This window comes from Bordetella sp. (assembly GCF_051960075.1).
In the GTDB taxonomy this organism is placed as follows: Bacteria; Pseudomonadota; Gammaproteobacteria; order Burkholderiales; family Burkholderiaceae_B; genus Bordetella.
Window position 1 is genome coordinate 1 of sequence record NZ_JBQCER010000073.1, and the last position, 16882, is coordinate 16882.

Genomic DNA, 16882 nt, shown 5'->3' on the forward strand with positions numbered 1-16882 from the left:
GCTCGCCAGGCCTTGCAGAACACCTGTACCGGGCCCCGGCTGCCAGGGTATCCCAATGCCCTGATGGCCTCAAACAGCGCCAGGTCGCTGCGCCGATCGCGTTTGCCGCGCAGGCTGTCGGCCTTGAGCCAGGTCGCCAGCCGCTCCTTGTAGGGATCCAGAACGCTGGGGCCGGCCTGGCGCTTGGCATACCGAGGCTCGCGGATCTCGGGCTGCTCCAGGTACTTCTTGACCGTATTGCGCGACAACCCCAGCATCCGGGCCGCTTCGCGCTGACTGACCTGCTCGCGCAGTACCAGCCGTCGTAATTTGCTTAGTGTTCCCGACGTCCCCCCGGAATTGAGTAGCAGCTGACTCTGGAGTCCAATCCCATGTAACAGGAGATTGGACGTGAAGAAGCGATTTACGGAAGAACAGATCATTGGCTTTCTGCGGGAAGCCGAAACGGGCTTACCGGTGGCAGAGCTGTGCCGGCGCCACGGTTTCTCGGAGGCGAGCTACTACCTGTGGCGCAGCAAGTTTGGCGGCATGAACGTATCCGATGCCAAGCGCCTAAAGGAACTGGAAGCCGAAAACAACCGCCTCAAGCGCTTGTTGGCCGAGTCGATGCTCGAGAACGAGGTCACGAAAGAGGCGTTGAGAAAAAAGTGGTGAGCGCACCGGCCCGACGTGAGCTGGTGCGCTATATGGTCGATCAAGGGCTGAGCGAACGGCGTGCGCAGCACATCGCACGCATGAGTCCGAGCGCCTACCGTTACGAACCCGCTCCAGAGCGCAACGCAGCGCTCAAGGAGAAGATCATTGCCTTGGCGCAGCGCCATCGCCGCTATGGGGCTGGCATGATCTATTTGAAGCTGCGCCAGGCGGGCGAGATCGTGAACCACAAGCGCGTAGACCGCCTCTACACTGAGGCGGGATTGCAGGTGAAAAAGCGCAAGCGCAAGAAGATTGCGCAGGCCGATCGCCATCCGTTGCAACGGCCCACGGCAGCCAATCAGGTCTGGTCGATGGACTTCGTGTTTGACCGCACCGCCGAAGGGCGCAGTATCAAGAACCTGACGATCGTCGATGACGCCACTCACGAGGCCGTGGCCATCGTGACGCAGCGGGCGATGGGCGGCAACCAACTGGTGCACGTCCTTGAACAGTTGGCCATCACCCGCGGTTTGCCCAAAGCAATAAGAACCGATAACGGTAAAGAGTTCTGTGGCCGGGCCATGCTCACCTGGGCGCATGCCAGGGGTGTTCAGCTATTTTTGATCGAACCCGGCAAGCCTAACCAGAACGCTTACATTGAATCCTTCAACGGACGGTTCCGCGATGAATGCCTGAACGAGCACTGGTTCACCAGCTTGCAGCATGCCCGTGTTGTCGTTGAATCCTGGCGCCGGGAATACAACGAGGAGCGGCCCAAGAAATCCCTCGGCGGCCTGACCCCAGCGGCCTATGCCAGGACACTTATCCCAAAGCAGTTAAATTAACCCCCGGACTCTAAAGCCCAGTGCTACTGAAAACGGGGGGACGTCGTTCCCACGTCAATCACTCCGGCCACCCCGCTGCTCAAAAAATAAGCAGGGTAGCGATTAACGTGGCTCAGTTTTAGACGTGCTGCCGAACCGTTATTGGCTCAGTTTTGAAAATGAATCAACACCCATCCCTTTCCTTGATTCTCTGCCGGCGTGCCGGCCATTCGCACATCAGGTGAATTCATGCAGCTACCGGTAGAAGTCAAAGTACACGATCATTGGCTTGAAGGGCCGTTGCTTGAGCGGCTTATCGAAGCCGCCAACTGGATGCCCATGTATTTCCTGAATCGCACAAGCCGATTCGAGACCCATGAACTGGATATCCATTGGTATTACCCCGTCGCGGTCACCGATGAATCTTTGCATGGCCGCGTTGCAGACCAATTGGAAAAGCTAGAAGACCCATTGGATGTCATTCGCGAAACCTGGAAGGAAATCCGCGAGAGGATCGGCGTCGAGCTAGGTGTCTATGAATGCACGGTCAGCGCCAATACCTTCGACACCGAAGGTAATCCGCATTTCGATTTCCGCAATCGCAAGGTAGTGCCCGCGCATTACACCATCCTGGTCTACTGCAGCCCGAAATGGGATGTCACATGGGCCGGCGAAACGCTGTTTTTCGACGATGCAGGCGAAATCACCGGTGGCGTCATGCCCAAACCCGGTCGCATAGCCGTCATGCGCGGAGACCCCTATCACGTTGGCCGCTCCGTATCGCGCATCTGCCCGTCCGACCGTCGGGTATTGGTGTTCAAGGCGTGGGACGAAACACAGCTTAAAGAGCTGCTGGCGAAGGAATAAACGCCAGGCCTTATCAATCTCCGTCAAGGCCCGGCTGTTCAATAGGTACATCGGCTGGCAGCCCTTCAGGCCGAGGTATGTGGATTACTCGCGAGTGTGTTGCTATGGCGACAGATGAATGATAAAAATAATAAATCCCATACTAATCAATGAATTAGTTGGGATTTTTGGATTTCTTCGGACGCTCTTGAAAGAGCCAGTGGCCCGCCCTACACGATTCGAACGTGTGACCGCTCGCTTAGAAGGCGAGTGCTCTATCCAACTGAGCTAAGGGCGGCAGGATGATGCCGTGTCCGCCGTCACGCGGAAGGCGGTATTTTACCGTGGCCCAGCAAGCCGCGTTGGCGCATGATTTCTTCGCGCTGCAAATCGCTGACAAAGCTCTGGACGCGGATGCGCACGCTGCGCGGCATGTCGACGAAAGAGCAGCCCACCCGGCGCACCTTGGCCGCGCCTTTGAAGGCGGGCTCCTCGTCGCTGACGTGGATGACGCTCAGATTCACCTCGAAGGCGCCCGTGCGGGGAATATCGAGCCGGGCCGCATAGACCTTGCCGTATTCGGTGTCGAGCACGCGGGCCGGATCAGCCAGGGCCAGGCCCGTCACGCTCAGGTCGCGCACGATCAGCCTGCCTGCCGTCGGATGTATGGCGGCGTTCTGCAGAATCGTGCAGCTCACGTCCTTGTCGGGCGGAACATTGGTGCGAAAAGCGTCGCGCCGCTGCATGTAGGTGATGGTCTTGGGCAGACGGGCCTTGAGCGCCGGCCGGCCGAAATAGTCCGTTTTCTCCAGCCCTTCGACCTCGAACATCAGATAGACCTGATCGCACGAGGTCGAGACCATGAGCGGGCCGCGGGCCGCCAGCAACCGCTCGGTCAGGCCGGCATCGGACAAACCCGCGAAAACCAGAGCCTTGGCCTGCTGCACGACTTCCAGCAAGGTCGTGACGCCGGTTTCAACCTGGCCGTCCAGGGAGAGGATCGCCAAGGCCTGTTCGTCGCGCACCGAGCGCAGCAAATGCACGATTTCGAGCTGCTTGCCGATCGATTCGGGCTGGTCGTCCATCAGGGCCGAGGCATCGGCCCGTAACGCCCCCCTGGCAAGCGTCGCAGCGTGCAATTTGCGCAGCCAGGACTTCAACACAAGCGCTCTCCGGGATACTGCGCGGCCCATTGGGACCGCGTAGCGATGGTGTTTTGGTGATGTATCTAAATATGTTAACTATGGTAACAGAGCGCCGCCGACCCCGCCCGCTGTCAGGCCCCGGTTCGCCGCAATTCGTAGACCGCCGTATCGAGCCGGGTGAGGCCGCGCGCGGCGAACGACGGCTCTTTGTCCAGGATGCCGCGCCGATCCAATAACGCAACACTAGTCCAGGACGCATACAAAGTCCGCACTTCTTTTTCAAGAACTGCAAAGGGAGGGCCGGCCATCTCGTTCTGGTCGTATTCGAGCGTAAGCAGCAAGGCCCGGCACGCGGCCGGCAGCTGTCCGTAGACGTGCCGCACATAGCGTTCCCGCATGGGCGCAGGCAGGGCAATCAGCGCGGCGCGATCATAGGCGCCGACACAATCGGCGAAGTCGGCCTCGCCGAGCGCGAAGATGTCGCCGCACAGAATTTCAATGTCGCCCGCGCTGTGCAGGGTGCCGGCCGGCACCGCGCTCACCTTGGACGTCAGCCGGTTTTCAGCGAAAAATTGTTCGACGGCCAACGACGAAAGCTCCACGCCCAGAACGCGATGGCCCTGTTCGGCCAGCCAGACCATGTCCAGCGACTTGCCGCAAAGAGGCACCAGCACCCGACCGCCCTGCGGCAAGCCAAGCGTCGGCCAGTACTTGGCCAGCAGGGGCGTGGTCTTTTTCATGTGAAACCCGGTTTGCCCCTGACGCCAGCGCTCCAGCCAAAAATCCGTCTCCATCCCTTTGCTCCTTTCGGTGCGGCCGCGGCGACCGCACTCGATCAAGAATACTCGACGCACGCCTCAAATTTCCCCACCCTTCGATGTCATAATGCCTCGGCATCCCTTCCCGCACTCCGCCATGCCTCTGACGTCATCCCGCTTCGGCCCGCTCATCGTCCCACTCATCGTGGCTTGCGCGCTGCTCATGGAGAACGTGGATTCCACCATCCTGGTCACGGCCATCCCCGTGCTGGCGCGCGATCTGGGCCATAGCCCGATCACGCTCAAGCTGGCCGTCACCAGCTATGTCGTGGGCCTGGGCGTGTTCATTCCCATCTGCGGCTGGGTGGCCGACCGCTTCGGCGCGCGCACGGTTTTTCGCACCGCCATCGTCGTCTTCGTCACGGGATCGCTGCTGTGCGCGGCCGCCACATCGCTGACCACCCTGGTTCTGGCCCGTTTCATCCAGGGCGTGGGCGGCGCGATGATGGTGCCGGTGGGGCGCATCCTGATGTTCCGCGCCGTGCCCAAGTCGGAATTCATCCGCGCCGTCACCTACCTGACCATACCGGCGCAGGCCGGGCCGGTGCTCGGGCCGCTGCTGGGCGGCTTTATCACCACCTACCTGAACTGGCGCCTGATGTTCTTCATCAACGTGCCGATCGGCATTCTGGGCATCTACCTCACCAACCGCTATATCGAGAACAGCCACGAAGAGCACCCCGGCAAGCTGGACTGGACGGGTTTCGTGCTGACGGGTCTGGGCGCGTCGCTCTTCATGCTGGGCATGTCGACGATCGGCAGCGGCCTGATCCTGGAAAGCACGGCCGTGGGCCTGGTCCTGATCGGCGCCCTGTTCCTGGGCCTGTACTGGGTCTACTCGCAGCGCGTGGAAAATCCGCTGCTGGACCTGAGCTTTCTGCGCATTCCCACGTTCAATTGCAGCGTGCTGGGCGGCTCGCTGTTTCGCATCGGCCTGGGTGCCCTGCCCTTTCTGCTGCCGCTGCTGCTGCAGGACGGCCTGGGCATGACGGCCTTCGAGGGTGGCATCATCACCTGCTGCTCGGCCATCGGCAGCTTCTGCACCAAGACCATCGCCATCAAGATCCTCAAGCGCTGGGGCTTTCGCAACGTGCTCATCGTCAATGCCGTGCTGTGCGGCATGGCCGTGGCCATCTGCGGCATTCTGCATCCGGGCATGTCCTGGCTGACCATCTGGTTCATCGTGACCCTGGGCGGCATTTTCCCTGCGCTGCAATTCACCAGCCTCAACTCCCTGGCCTACGCCGACATCGAAACGCGCGACGTCGGCCGCTCCACCAGCGTGGCCAGCGTCATTCAGCAGATGTCGCTGGGCCTGGGCGTGACCATTGCCGGCATATTGCTGCATCTGTCGCAGGCGGTGCACGGCCAGCCGCAACTGGTCTGGACCGACTTCTGGCCCGCCTTCCTGATCGTGGGCCTGTTCTCGGTCGCGTCGATCCTGATCACGCGGCGCATGCCGGTGGACGGCGGCAACAGCGTGGCCGGCGCCTCGCCCGCCCCGGCCGGCGGCCACTGAACCCGCAATCCTTGGGCCGGCCCCGGCCCGTCGTCCGCCATGCTTGAAATTTAAAGCTTTAAGCTTAAACTATATAGCTCTCGGACAACTCCACTCGAAGGACCGACATGAGCACTTCCCACGCGCCCCTGCATGGCCAGCGAGCCCTCATCACCGGCGGCAGCACCGGCATCGGCGCGGCGCTGTGCGACCTGCTCCTGGAGCTGGGCGCCGACGTGGTGTCGCTGTCGCGCTCGAACCGCACCGGGTTCAGCCACCCCAGGCTGGTTCAGCGCACCGTCGACCTGAGCGACCCCGCCGCCGTAAAGACCGCAGCCGCGCAGATCGCCCAAGAGGGCAACTACGACATTCTGGTCAACAACGCCGGGCGCGTCATTCACAAGCCGCTCGAAGACGTCACCGACCAGGACTACGACGACCTGATGAATCTGCACGTGCGCGCGGCCATACTGCTTACCCAGGCCGTCGTGCCCGGCATGAAGCTGCGCCGCTACGGGCGCATCGTCAACCTGTCCACGCGCGCCATCGTCGGCCTGGCCGGGCGTACGGTCTATTCGGCGTCCAAGGCCGCCATCGTGTCCATGGACCGCACCTGGGCGCTGGAACTCGCGCCCTACGGCATCACCGTCAACACGGTTTCGCCCGGCCCCATCGGCACGCCCATGCTCAACGCCGGCCTGCCCGAGGGCGACCCCAAGCGCGACGCGCTGGCAGCGTCGATACCGCTCAAGCGCCTGGGCACCGCGCAAGACGTGGCCCGAGCCATCGCCTTCTTCCTGGAACCCGCCAACGACTGGATCACGGGCCAGAACCTCTTCGTCTGCGGCGGCTCCAGCGTCGCTGCCGCGCTCGCGCTCTGATCCCTTTTCTTTTCATTCGCAAGGTCCGCAACCATCATGGCCATTACCTGGTTCTGTGTCTGGCAAGGCAAAGACGAGACCGCCGGCGCCCGCATCGATCAATACGATCTGAACGCGCTCAAGACGCTCGTGCGCGGCTGCCCCGGCCTGTTGGCCGGGCACGTGCTCACGCCGGCCCAGGCGCATGATCCGCACTACGCCGGCGAACAGGAACAGGCCCAGCCTGCGCTCATTCTGCAGCTGGATTTCGCCGACGTGCTGTCGCTGGAAACGCTGCTGCATCCCGGCGCGCCTCTGTCGGTGCTGGCCGAGCCCAAGTTTCTGCCCAGCCTCAAAGGCGTGCCGGCTGCGCAGCAGGCCATGCTTGCGCGCCGCTATGCCGTGGCAGACGACCGCATCGCCTCGGACGACGGCAGCAGCCTGAGCTATTGGGTGGAATACGCCGGCCCGGCCGAAGACGAGAACGCGTGGCACGTTTTCTACGTCGCCCACCACCCCTATCTGCTGGCGAAGTTTCCGGGCATACGCGCCATCGACATCTACACGCCGGCGGTGGCCATCTGCGACCTGCCGCTGCCCGTGCGGCCCTGCATGCAACGCAACAAGGTCGTCTTCGACTCGCCCGAAGCCATGACGGCGGCCATGCAGACGCCGGTGCGCGATGCGCTGCGTGCCGACTTTCACGAGTTTCCCGCCTTCACGGGTCACGCGCTGCACTTTCCGTTCAAGACCTGGACATACAAGCCCCGATGCGGCGCGTCGAGCGGATCAGGATGAATACGCGCGGGCCGTCGTAGCCCGCGCAGCGTTCGCCTCAGCGCATCAACGACTTGGCCAAGCGGGCTTCGACGTAGCGCTGCACCGCCGACATGCCGGTGCTCAGCAGCCAATAGATCGCAGCGGCGGCCAGATACAGCGGCAAGGGCTGGAAGGTCGCCGCGATGACTTCCTGGGCCGAACGCAGCAGTTCGGTCACGGTGATCACCGAGACGAGCGAGGTGTCTTTGATGAGGCTGATCAGCGTATTGCCCAGGCTGGGAACCGCAAGCCGCAGCGCCTGCGGGCCTATGACGTAGCGCAGTATCTGCATATAGCCCAGACCCAGGCTGCGGGCGGCGTCCCACTGCCCGTGGCCGACGCCCAGGATCGCGCCGCGCATGCTCTCGGACAGATAGGCGCCCGCGTTGGCGGTCAGGGCCAGGATGCCCGCCGACGTCGGATCCAGCGTAATGCCGACGTCCGGCAACCCGTAATACACGACGAAAATCTGCACCAGCAGAGGCGTGCCGCGCATCAGGCTGACATAGCCCCGCGCGATGCGCTGAAAAAACCGGTTGTGGCCGATACCCATGACCGCCACGACGGCGCCGACGCATAAGCCCAGCACCGCCGAAGCCAGCGCGAATTTCAAGGTGATTGCCGCGCCGAGAAACAACACGGGCAAGGACTGCCAAACGAGATCGAGATGCGCCATGTGCGGCAATCCGGAAAAACCGCGCCGCGCCGGCCGTTGCTACGGCGGCGCGGCGCGCGATGAAACGAGGAATCAGTGCGAGATGGGTTGGGTCACGTCGGTATTGAACCAGTGCATCGAGATCTTCTTGAGCGTGCCGTCTTTTTTCATGGCGGTCAGCGCGTCGTTGATGGCCTTCTCGAACTTGGGATTGCCCTTGCGGAAGGGAATGCCCATTTCCTGGTTGGCGCCCGGCAGGATTTCGCCCGGACGCAGCGGCAGGTTGGACGTCTTGATGATGTAGGGCAGCATGAGCCTGTCGTCGATCGTGGCGTCGATGCGGTGCGCCATCAGGTCGGCCAGCTTTTCAGGCGCGCCGGCGTAGGTTTGCACGTTGATGCCGGGAACTGCCTTGGCCATCTGATCGTAGTTGGTGCCGAGCGTCACGCCCAACTTGAGCTTGCCCTTGAACTCGTTCAGCGATTTGATGTCGCGCTTGTCGTCGGCGCGCTGAATGAGCTGGGCGGCCGAATACGTGTAGGGTTGGCTGAAGTCCAGCGCCTGTTGGCGCTGCGGCGTGATGGTGACCTGGTTGATGATCACGTCGAATTTACCGGCTTGCAGGCCGGCGATGATGCCGCTCCATTCCGTAGGAATGAATTGGGGCTTGACACCCAGCTTGGCGCACAGCGCCTTGGCGACGTCCACGTCGAAGCCCACGAGTTCGCCCTTGCTGTCTTTCGAGTCGAACGGGGGATAGGTGCCCTCCAGGCCGATCTTGAGCACGCCGGCCTGTTTCACCGAATCCAGCAGATCTTCGGCATGGGCCGCCGTGGCGGTCAGGCTCAAGGCGGACATCGACAACACGCCTGCAAGCAGGATCTTGGAAAACTTCATAGCGCGGCTCCTCGTTTGTTTTGATCGCTCCGTGTTGTACCCGATTCGCCATGAGTCGAGCAAGGGCGCGGCCGATTCACGCCCTGAAAATCAGGCTGCGCGAACTCGGAAAACAGGCGCAGGACCTGCGGCACGCAGTCCATGAAGGCCGCGACCAGTTCGGGATCGAAATGGGTGCCGCCTGCCCCTTCGATGAAGGCGATGGCGTCTTCGGCCGGCCAGGCGTGCTTGTAGGGACGCGCGTTGGTCAGCGCATCGAACACATCGACCACTGCGACGAGTCGGGCTTCGCGGGGTATTGCATGGCCGGACAGGCCCTGCGGATAGCCGGTTCCATCCCATTTCTCGTGATGGCTCAGCGCGATGGTCGAGGCCATGCGCAGCAGACCGTCGGCATGTTCGCCGATGATATGGGCCCCGATGACGGTATGCCGCTGCATGGCGACGCGCTCCGACGAGGTGAGGGATCCGGGCTTGCGCAGGATCGCGTCGGAAATACCTATCTTGCCCAGATCGTGCAGCGGCGCGATCAGAAAAAGATCGTCGGCCGCCGCCGCGCCGTCCCCGGCGGCAAGCGCCAGGGCGCGGGCATAGTGGCCCGTTCGGGTGGCGTGCAGGTCCGGCTCGTCGTCTTTGTATCCGGCGGCCGCGCTGAGACATTTGACGGTCTGGATGTGCGCTTCGCGAATTTTCCGGTTCAAATGAAAGTGCGGGCGCGCAGGACTCATGCCGTCAACAGGGGAATATTGCGTTTTGCATCGCGGCGCAGTTGCACCGCATCCAATTGCGCCAGGCCGGTTTCCTGATCGCTCAGATGGAAGACGCGGATGGCGCTGTGCACCTGGTTTGCCTGACCGTCCAGAGAGCTGGCCGCGGCGGCCAATTGCTCGACCATGGCGGCGTTCTGTTGCGTGATGCTGTCGAGCTGCGTCACGGCGATGTTGACCTGCGCAACGCCCGTGGACTGCTCCTTGCATGCCGAATTGATCTGGTCGAGCAGGCTCATGACTTGTTCGACCGACTCCGTGACTTCGCTCATGCGTTGCCGGGCTTCTTCGGTGCGCTGATCGCCGGTCGCCACCCACTGGGCGGATTCTTCGATCAATGCCTTGATTTCTTTGGCAGCCTGCGTGGTGCGCTGCGCCAGGGCGCGCACTTCGCTGGCGACCACGGCAAACCCCTTGCCCTGTTCGCCCGCGCGCGCGGCCTCCACCGCCGCGTTCAAGGCCAGAATATTGGTCTGGAACGCCACGCCTTCGATCACCTGGATGATGTCGCCGATACGATGAGAGGCATCGTTGATGCGCTTCATGGTCTGCACGACGTTTTCCACGGCCTCGTTGCCGCGCCCCACCACCACGTTGGTTTCGCGCGCCAGGCTGGCGCCCTCTTCGGCCAGAGCGGCCGTGTTCTGCACCGTGCCGTTGATCTGGTCCATGGCGGCGGCGGTTTCTTCCAGGCTGCTGGCCTGCGCCTCCGTGCGTGAGGACATGTCTTGATTACCGGCGGCTATCTCCCGCGTGCCTTGGTGCAGGTTCTCCACTTCGTCCTGGACGTCACGCACGGCGGTGCGTATGGACAATGCCATCTGCGCGAGCGCAAGCTGGATCCGGGCAAAGGAACCCGTTGCATCGACCTCGATGCGATTGGACAGATCGCCGGCGGCCAGTTGATTGGCCGTATCGAGAATGCTGCGCAGGGGGCGCGCGATCATGCGCACCTGCGCTGCGGACATGGCCAGCGCGGCGAAAAGTCCCGCTCCGGCATAAGCCCACGCGGGGAACGCTTTCCAGGCCATGACGGTCGGGACGGCCGTCGCGATCAGGGTCGCCAGGCAAAGCTTGCCGCGCGGGCCGATGGCCAGCGCGCGCCGGGTCCGGCCAAGCAGCGTGTTGGTGATCAGCTCTCCGCGGTGCAGCGCATGAACGCGTTTGCCGTCGTCGGCTTCGCGGCGCATGACGGCATAGAGTTTCTCGGCCGCGGCGACGTCGTCATCCGAGACATGAGTGCGAACTGACAGATAGCCGACGATCTTGCCGCCATGGCGCATGGGGGTGGCGTTGGCGCGCACCCAGTAGTAGTCGCCGTTCTTGCGCCGGTTCTTGACCAGGGCAGTCCAGGGCAGCCCCGTCTGAACGGTGTCCCACAGATCGCGGTATGCCTCGGCGGGCATGTCGGGGTGGCGGATCAGATTGTGGGGCTGGCCCAGCAGTTCGTCCTTCGCGTAGCCGCTGACTGCGATGAAATTGGCATTGCAATAGGTGATGCGGCCTTTCAGATCGGTGATGGAGATCAGCGTCTGGTCGGCCGGGAAGCGGTAGACGTTCTGGGTGACGGGAAGATTGAGGCGCATAGGTGGCTCTGCCGAAGATACACATGAGCGGGATGGGGGCTCGTGGGCCGAACCCCTTCAGCTATCCGCTGGAAATATCGGTCATGATATCCGGCCAGATACGCCGTTCGGCGCCTGCGCGGCCGGCAAGCTTGATCTGCATCAAGCGGTGCGAACGGCGCCCTGCAAATCGTCCATGATCATCTCGTGCCATGCCATGCCGCCGTGATCGGACGCCGACGGTTTGACATAGCGGTAGCCCATGCGGGCATACAGCGGCACGTGGCGGGCTTTGCACATGAGATGTATGGTGCGCTTGCCCATGGCCCGCATGCGCTCGACGAAAGCGCGCATCATCAGCGAGGCATAGCCCTTGCCCTGATGCGCCGGGTCGATCACCACGGACATGATGACCACATTGGGCGCCAGAGGATCGTGACCGATCAGTTCTTTGAACGCCTCGTCGGACATGACCACCTCGTGCGCGCAGCCGCCGTTGATAAAACCGAGGATTTCGCCATCCAGCTCCAAGATCAGGAAGCCTTGCGGGTACTGATCGATGCGCAGCGCGATCTTTTCGCGGGTTGCCGCTTCTTCGCCTTCATAGGCCGAGGTCTCGATCTGGAAGCAGCGGGAAACGTCTGCCGGGGTGGCGGTGCGGAAGGTGGGCGTGCTCATGACTGTCTCGATGCAATATCGAGACAGTACCTCATTGGCGCATGCCGATGGCCATACGATTGAACGCGCTCATCAACGCGACGGCAAACGTCAGATCCGAGATCTCGGCATCGCTGAAGTGCGCTTTCAAGGGCTCGTAGGCGTCGTCCGGCGCATGCGTCTGGTCCACGTGCACGAGTGACTCGGCCCAATGCAGCGCGGCGCGCTCGCGTTCGGTGAAGTGCGCGCTGACGCGCCAGCCGGCCACGCTATCGAGCTTGGCATGGGAAACGCCGCCTTCCCGAGACGACCGGGCATGCATCTCCAGGCAAAAGGCGCAGCCGTTGATCTGTGAAATACGCAGATTGACCAGCTCGATGAGCTGCTTGCCCAGGCTGCTCTTGTCCAGCGCCTTCTTGGTCGCGATAAAGCCCGCATAAGCCTCGGGCGAGAGTGTCGAGTATTCGAGTCTGAGTGTCTTCATGTCATTGCTCCTTATGAGTTTCGTGAGTTTCTACAGCGCCTGGGAAAAGTGCAGTCCCTTGGACAGCATTCCCTGGCGAAAATAAAAGCGCTGCGCGAGCGAATTGGCCAGGCCCGTATCCAGGATCAGGTACGCGCACCCGAGCTGCCGGGCCTCCTCGCGCACCGCATCGATCATCTGCTTGCCCAAACCGCGGCTGCGAGCCCGGGACGCCACCACCAGGTCGTCGATATAGACGAAGCGCCCGTATATCAAGTTCTCTTGGGGGCGGTAGCCGGCCAACGCCACGGCCTGCTCGCCATCCCACGCTGCCAACAAGCGGTAGGCCTGAGCCGCCTGGCGTCCGAGCTGCTCATGAAACGCCTGCGCGCTTTGCAGATGCGGGCGCAGCTCGCGCATCAGGTCGAAACACGCCGAGCAGGCCTGAGCGCTTTCGACGCGCTGTAAACGAATGGGCTCCATCGCCGTTTCCTTGATTTGCTATGCCTGACTGCCAATGTATCGAATGGATGGAACAGGCAATAGGTGCAAGAATTGCAAAAATGAGTAGGACATGACATGGACATCCGCACCCTGAAACCGCAACGGCGGTCGACGACCCCGATCTATCTGCAGCTGTATCTGCGATTTCGCGACGCCATTGCCGACGGCCGGCTGTCTGCCGGCGACCGTGTGCCTGCCGTCAGGAGCCTGGCCAGCGAATTGAACCTGGCGCGGGGAACGGTGGAATCGGCCTACCAGATACTGATCAGCGAGGGTTATCTCGTCGCCCGCGGCCCCGCCGGAACGGTGGTGTCGCCGCAACTGGACGGGCGCCATGGGCTCGACGCCACGCGCATGCCGGCCAGTACGCCGCGCCCGGCCGGCGTCGCGAAAGCGGCGCCGCGGCCGTTTCAGCTGGGCCTGCCCGCCCTGGACGCCTTTCCGCGCAAAACCTGGGTGCGCCTGGCCGGCCGCAGGCTGCGCGGTATGGGCGACGCGGACATGGACTACCAGGCCCCGGGCGGCTACCTGCCCTTGCGTAGGGCCATCGCCGCCTACCTAGGCGTCTCGCGCGGCATCGCCTGCGCGCCGGAGCAAGTCTTCGTCACGACGGGATATCTGGACAGCTTGAATCTAATACGCCATACGGTGCTGTCCGCCGGGGACAAGGGATGGTTCGAAGACCCCGGCTATCCCTACGCCCGGCGATTTCTGGAGCAGGCGGGCATGCGGCTCGTCTACATGCCCGTCGACGACGAGGGCCTGCGCGTTCAGGCGGGGCGACGGGCATCGACGAATGTGCGCTTTGCCGTGGTGACGCCGACCCATCAAAGCCCGCTGGGGGTGGCGCTTTCCCTGCCGCGGCGCCTGGCCCTGCTGGAATGGGCCAGGGAGAACCGGTCCTGGATCGTCGAGGACGACTACGACAGCGAATTTCGCTATCACGGCCGCCCGCTTCCGCCGCTCAAGAGCCTGGACCGATACGGCAGCGTGCTCTACGCGGGCACCTTCAGCAAGGTCCTGTATCCCGGCTTGCGGCTCGCCTATCTCGTCGTGCCCGACGATTGCGTGCCCAAATTCGAAGCCACGGCCTCGCTGCTGCGCATGGACAGCCCAGCCCTGCAGCAGGCCACGGTGGCCGATTTCATGGAGCAGGGGCACTTCTCGCGGCACCTCAAGAAGATGCGGGCGCTGTATGGCGAGCGCCGCGGCTATCTCGTCGCGGCGTTGAAGCAGGCCTTGGGGGATGCACTGCAGATACCCGATAGAGCCGGCGGGCTGCATGTGCTGGGCTATTGGAAGGGCGAGCAGAGCGATCGCGCCGCGGCGCAAGCGGCTCATGCGCAAGGGCTGGCGATACATGCCTTGAGCACGTGGAAGATGAAGGGGCAAGCCGACCAGGGCTTGCTGTTGGGCTTTGCCAATTTAGGCAGCGCGGAGGCGGCACGGGGGGCGGTGCGGCGTTTGCTGCAGGCGATGAAGTCGGTTTAAAGCGCTTCGATTGGAGCGACCAGGCTTACTGGAACCAGGCAGCGCCACGTGCCCAGCCAGACCGGGGGCCGAATCATATCAATGCATGAGCGCCTACGCATGAAAACCCAAAGCGGAACCTATCGGGGAAAACGGCGGCGATATTCCGCGGGAGGCACCCCGATACACCGCTGAAAGGCTCGACGAAAGCCGTCGACATTGGCATAGCCCACCGCTTCGGCGATGCGTTTGAGCGCATCGTCCGTCTCCTCGAGCAGGCGGCGCGCAGCATCGATGCGCGCCGCTTCGACGAACTCGGCCGGCGTGACACCGGCCTGCGCACGAAAGACGCGGGCAAAATTGCGCTCGCTCATCCCAACGGAGGCGGCCAGAGCTGGGACGCTCAAGTCGGCGTTCAGGCGGCCAAGGATGCCCTCCTGCACGTTCCGGATGGATGTGCGCTCGGCCATCTGCGCGGCAAGGTGGACGCTGTACTGCGACTGCCCGCCTGGCCGCTTGAGGAACATCACCAGTTCGCGGGCCACCCGCAACGCTAGATCGCGGCCGTGATCCTCCTCGACCAGCGCCAGCGCGAGGTCCATGCCCGCAGTGACGCCGGCCGAGGTGTAGAGCTTGCCATCGCGCAGATGGATCGCGTCGGCTTGAACCTGAAGTTGCGGAAACTGCGCGCTCAACCGGGCCGCGAAGTTCCAATGCGTCGTCACGCATTTGCCGTCGAGCAATCCGGCAGCGGCCAGCATGAATGCGCCGCTGCAGACCGAGCCCATGCGACGCACCCGGCCGGCCTGCTTGCGCAGCCACTCCTCGGTCCGTGTGTCGCCGACGATTGCATCGACGTCGGGACTACCCGCCACGAGCAGCGTGTCGATGGCGCCCCGATGCGACACGACGGTTGCATCGGCCATGAGCCGCAGCCCGCAGCTGCTGGTGATCACCCGTTCCCCCGTGCTGATCACCCGTACTCGATAGGCCTGGGGATCGCCGAGCTGGCGCGACGCTTCGGCGAAGACATCCGCCGGCCCCGTGACGTCGAGTAGTTGGACGCGAGGGCTGGCAAGCAAGGCGACAAGCATGGCTGAATCTCGTTGCAAATTGGCTGAAAACGCCTGAACAATACAATTGAAGCCAATTCTATTCTGGCTGAAAATAACTGACAAGATAAATCCTGCCAAGGAGCCCGCCATGTCGCAAACCGCCACCATGCCTGTCCGGAGCCTGTCGACCGCCAGGCCCCTGGAACGTCTTCCCGTCAATTTGTTCGCCTCGGTAATGGGCCTGTCGGGCCTTGCGCTCGCATGGCGCACCGTGCAGACGCAATTCGGGGTCGGAAACTTGCCCGCGGCCATCGCCAGTTGGCTTGCAATCGGCGCTTTCCTGGTCATGGCGCTGGGGTACCTTGCCAAGGCCGTCCGCCATCCCGCTGCGGTAAAGGCGGAGTTTGACCACCCCATCGTCGGAGCGTTTTTTGGAACAGTCTCCATATCGCTGCTCATGCTGTCGGCCGTCGTCGATCCTTACAGCGCGGATCTGGGCAAGGCTGTGTGGGTCGCGGGATGCGTGGTGACGGTTTCGCTCGGCTATGTTGCCTTCGGCAAATTGCTGCGCGGCGGTGTGGACGCCAAGCACGCGGTACCGGCCTGGCTTATCCCGGGCGTGTCGACGCTGGACATCGCGGTGACCGGTAGCCACATGCCCATGGCCTGGGCCGGCCAGTTCGTCCTGTTCGCAACCGCGATCGGCGCGGTGCTGGCCCTGGTCATGTTTACATTAATCGGCACGCGGATGATCCAGCATCAACCTCTGGGGCCGTCGATGACGCCTTCGCTAATGATCCTGATCGCACCGTTCGAGGTAGGGTTTCTGGCTTACGTGAATGTGGTCGGAACTGTCGATCGATTCGCTGCGCTGCTGTTTTATTTCGGCCTTTTCATGTTCCTCGTAGTCACCCCGAAGATACTTCGCCCCGGCGTTCGCTTCGGGGCCACATGGTGGGCGATCGGGTTTCCGGTAGCGGCGCTGGTCAACGCGGCCTTGAGGTATGCAGCGGCCTATCCGACCTTGCCCTTGCGGTTGTTGTCCATGTTGCTGCTGGCCTTCCTGACCGTCGCGCTGGGTATATTGACCTTCAGGACCGTGAAGGATCTTTGCAATGGGCGCCTGCTTTCGGCCTGATCTGGAAATGACTGGGGAAAATCTGATCGATTCAGTCATCTCATCGAACCCGGCAAAATTCTGAAAAAAGAAAAGAGCCTACAGCTGAAAAACTGTAGGCTCTCATTTATTGGTCGGGGCGGCGGGATTCGAACTCGCGACCCTCTGCTCCCAAAGCAGATGCGCTACCAGGCTGCGCTACGCCCCGATGTGCTGTTTAAAGCGGCGCGATTGTACTCGAGAAACCATCTGCCCCCGCGGCAAGGTATCTCAGGCGGCGCTCGAA

At 62.7% G+C, this 16882-nt stretch carries 17 protein-coding genes, 2 tRNA genes and 1 pseudogene; 7 read left to right on the top strand and 13 right to left on the bottom strand.

Annotated elements, in window-relative coordinates; genetic code table 11:
• Positions 1–350, bottom strand: a pseudogene (locus ACTHJ1_RS12050) (IS21 family transposase); the annotation flags it as partial.
• Positions 351–390: 40 nt separating this feature from the next.
• On the opposite strand from ACTHJ1_RS12050, the gene ACTHJ1_RS12055 reads away from it, so the two are divergent.
• Both ACTHJ1_RS12055 and ACTHJ1_RS12060 read left to right on the top strand, forming a co-directional pair.
• A protein-coding gene (locus ACTHJ1_RS12055) for an IS3 family transposase (protein ID WP_440192604.1) occupies positions 391–1481 on the top strand; the annotation gives its coding sequence in 2 pieces (ribosomal slippage) (positions 391–649 and positions 649–1481; 1092 coding nt in all).
• 228 nt (positions 1482–1709) lie between these two features.
• On the top strand, positions 1710–2327 hold the full coding sequence (locus ACTHJ1_RS12060; protein WP_440192607.1) for a hypothetical protein: 618 nt from the start codon (positions 1710–1712) through the stop codon (positions 2325–2327).
• Positions 2328–2527: 200 nt separating this feature from the next.
• On the opposite strand, the gene ACTHJ1_RS12065 is transcribed toward ACTHJ1_RS12060, so the two are convergent.
• The 3 genes from ACTHJ1_RS12065 to ACTHJ1_RS12075 all read right to left on the bottom strand — a co-directional run bounded on the left by ACTHJ1_RS12065 (position 2528) and on the right by ACTHJ1_RS12075 (position 4245).
• Positions 2528–2604 (bottom strand) — tRNA-Arg (locus tag ACTHJ1_RS12065).
• 22 nt (positions 2605–2626) lie between these two features.
• Positions 2627–3469 (bottom strand): flagellar brake protein, encoded by an 843-nt coding sequence (locus tag ACTHJ1_RS12070; RefSeq protein ID WP_440192610.1) that lies wholly within the window; start codon positions 3467–3469, stop codon positions 2627–2629.
• 113 nt (positions 3470–3582) lie between these two features.
• Positions 3583–4245, bottom strand: a complete 663-nt coding sequence (locus ACTHJ1_RS12075; protein WP_440192613.1) for a thiopurine S-methyltransferase — start codon at positions 4243–4245, stop codon at positions 3583–3585.
• Between the two features lie 121 nt (positions 4246–4366).
• Here ACTHJ1_RS12075 and ACTHJ1_RS12080 point away from each other — a divergent pair, with 121 nt between their 5' ends.
• From ACTHJ1_RS12080 to ACTHJ1_RS12090, 3 genes are all read left to right on the top strand, one after another.
• On the top strand, positions 4367–5788 hold the full coding sequence (locus tag ACTHJ1_RS12080) for an MFS transporter (protein ID WP_440192616.1): 1422 nt from the start codon (positions 4367–4369) through the stop codon (positions 5786–5788).
• 107 nt (positions 5789–5895) lie between these two features.
• Positions 5896–6648, top strand: a complete 753-nt coding sequence (locus ACTHJ1_RS12085; RefSeq protein ID WP_440192619.1) for an SDR family NAD(P)-dependent oxidoreductase — start codon at positions 5896–5898, stop codon at positions 6646–6648.
• Positions 6649–6684: 36 nt separating this feature from the next.
• Entirely contained in the window at positions 6685–7425 is a 741-nt protein-coding gene (locus ACTHJ1_RS12090; RefSeq protein ID WP_440192622.1) for a hypothetical protein, read from the top strand.
• Between the two features lie 37 nt (positions 7426–7462).
• Here the strand turns inward: ACTHJ1_RS12090 and ACTHJ1_RS12095 are convergent, their stop codons facing one another.
• The 7 genes from ACTHJ1_RS12095 to ACTHJ1_RS12125 all read right to left on the bottom strand — a co-directional run bounded on the left by ACTHJ1_RS12095 (position 7463) and on the right by ACTHJ1_RS12125 (position 12933).
• The gene (locus ACTHJ1_RS12095) at positions 7463–8122 is read right to left on the bottom strand and encodes an amino acid ABC transporter permease (RefSeq protein WP_440192625.1); all 660 of its coding nucleotides are present in this window, start codon (positions 8120–8122) and stop codon (positions 7463–7465) included.
• A gap of 72 nt (positions 8123–8194) precedes the next feature.
• On the bottom strand, positions 8195–8998 hold the full coding sequence (locus ACTHJ1_RS12100; RefSeq protein ID WP_440192628.1) for a transporter substrate-binding domain-containing protein: 804 nt from the start codon (positions 8996–8998) through the stop codon (positions 8195–8197).
• Positions 8995–9699, bottom strand: coding sequence for an HD-GYP domain-containing protein (locus tag ACTHJ1_RS12105; RefSeq protein WP_440192630.1), 705 nt, complete (start codon positions 9697–9699; stop codon positions 8995–8997). The genes ACTHJ1_RS12100 and ACTHJ1_RS12105 overlap by 4 nt, the downstream gene beginning before the upstream one ends.
• 23 nt (positions 9700–9722) lie before the next feature.
• Positions 9723–11351 (bottom strand): methyl-accepting chemotaxis protein, encoded by a 1629-nt coding sequence (locus ACTHJ1_RS12110; protein ID WP_440192633.1) that lies wholly within the window; start codon positions 11349–11351, stop codon positions 9723–9725.
• A 141-nt stretch (positions 11352–11492) separates the two neighbouring features.
• Positions 11493–12008, bottom strand: coding sequence for a GNAT family N-acetyltransferase (locus tag ACTHJ1_RS12115; RefSeq protein WP_440192636.1), 516 nt, complete (start codon positions 12006–12008; stop codon positions 11493–11495).
• 31 nt (positions 12009–12039) lie between these two features.
• Positions 12040–12471, bottom strand: coding sequence for a carboxymuconolactone decarboxylase family protein (locus ACTHJ1_RS12120; protein ID WP_440192639.1), 432 nt, complete (start codon positions 12469–12471; stop codon positions 12040–12042).
• A gap of 30 nt (positions 12472–12501) precedes the next feature.
• Positions 12502–12933, bottom strand: a complete 432-nt coding sequence (locus ACTHJ1_RS12125) for a GNAT family N-acetyltransferase (protein WP_440192642.1) — start codon at positions 12931–12933, stop codon at positions 12502–12504.
• Between the two features lie 96 nt (positions 12934–13029).
• Between ACTHJ1_RS12125 and pdxR the strand changes: the two genes are divergently transcribed.
• A complete protein-coding gene (gene pdxR / locus ACTHJ1_RS12130) occupies positions 13030–14445 on the top strand; it encodes a MocR-like pyridoxine biosynthesis transcription factor PdxR (protein WP_440192645.1) in 1416 nt (471 codons plus the stop codon).
• Positions 14446–14564: 119 nt separating this feature from the next.
• On the opposite strand, the gene ACTHJ1_RS12135 is transcribed toward pdxR, so the two are convergent.
• Positions 14565–15518 (bottom strand): GlxA family transcriptional regulator, encoded by a 954-nt coding sequence (locus ACTHJ1_RS12135; RefSeq protein ID WP_440192648.1) that lies wholly within the window; start codon positions 15516–15518, stop codon positions 14565–14567.
• 109 nt (positions 15519–15627) lie between these two features.
• Between ACTHJ1_RS12135 and ACTHJ1_RS12140 the strand changes: the two genes are divergently transcribed.
• Complete coding sequence (locus tag ACTHJ1_RS12140) at positions 15628–16617, top strand: SLAC1 anion channel family protein (protein WP_440192651.1); 990 nt, start codon at positions 15628–15630, stop codon at positions 16615–16617.
• 110 nt (positions 16618–16727) lie between these two features.
• Here ACTHJ1_RS12140 and ACTHJ1_RS12145 read toward each other — a convergent pair.
• Positions 16728–16804 (bottom strand) — tRNA-Pro (locus tag ACTHJ1_RS12145).
• Positions 16805–16882 lie beyond the last annotated feature (78 nt).

What these genes read in the sequence shown, in the direction of transcription:
- ACTHJ1_RS12085 (WP_440192619.1), top strand. Translation starts at nt 5,896, where the DNA reads ATGAGCACTTCCCACGCGCCCCTGCATGGCCAGCGAGCCCTCATCACC.
- ACTHJ1_RS12095 (WP_440192625.1), bottom strand. Translation starts at nt 8,122, where the DNA reads ATGGCGCATCTCGATCTCGTTTGGCAGTCCTTGCCCGTGTTGTTTCTC.
- ACTHJ1_RS12125 (WP_440192642.1), bottom strand. Translation starts at nt 12,933, where the DNA reads ATGGAGCCCATTCGTTTACAGCGCGTCGAAAGCGCTCAGGCCTGCTCG.
- ACTHJ1_RS12080 (WP_440192616.1), top strand. Translation starts at nt 4,367, where the DNA reads ATGCCTCTGACGTCATCCCGCTTCGGCCCGCTCATCGTCCCACTCATC.
- ACTHJ1_RS12090 (WP_440192622.1), top strand. Translation starts at nt 6,685, where the DNA reads ATGGCCATTACCTGGTTCTGTGTCTGGCAAGGCAAAGACGAGACCGCC.
- ACTHJ1_RS12100 (WP_440192628.1), bottom strand. Translation starts at nt 8,998, where the DNA reads ATGAAGTTTTCCAAGATCCTGCTTGCAGGCGTGTTGTCGATGTCCGCC.
- ACTHJ1_RS12060 (WP_440192607.1), top strand. Translation starts at nt 1,710, where the DNA reads ATGCAGCTACCGGTAGAAGTCAAAGTACACGATCATTGGCTTGAAGGG.
- ACTHJ1_RS12075 (WP_440192613.1), bottom strand. Translation starts at nt 4,245, where the DNA reads ATGGAGACGGATTTTTGGCTGGAGCGCTGGCGTCAGGGGCAAACCGGG.
- ACTHJ1_RS12120 (WP_440192639.1), bottom strand. Translation starts at nt 12,471, where the DNA reads ATGAAGACACTCAGACTCGAATACTCGACACTCTCGCCCGAGGCTTAT.
- ACTHJ1_RS12110 (WP_440192633.1), bottom strand. Translation starts at nt 11,351, where the DNA reads ATGCGCCTCAATCTTCCCGTCACCCAGAACGTCTACCGCTTCCCGGCC.
- ACTHJ1_RS12115 (WP_440192636.1), bottom strand. Translation starts at nt 12,008, where the DNA reads ATGAGCACGCCCACCTTCCGCACCGCCACCCCGGCAGACGTTTCCCGC.
- ACTHJ1_RS12140 (WP_440192651.1), top strand. Translation starts at nt 15,628, where the DNA reads ATGTCGCAAACCGCCACCATGCCTGTCCGGAGCCTGTCGACCGCCAGG.
- ACTHJ1_RS12135 (WP_440192648.1), bottom strand. Translation starts at nt 15,518, where the DNA reads ATGCTTGTCGCCTTGCTTGCCAGCCCTCGCGTCCAACTACTCGACGTC.
- pdxR (WP_440192645.1), top strand. Translation starts at nt 13,030, where the DNA reads ATGGACATCCGCACCCTGAAACCGCAACGGCGGTCGACGACCCCGATC.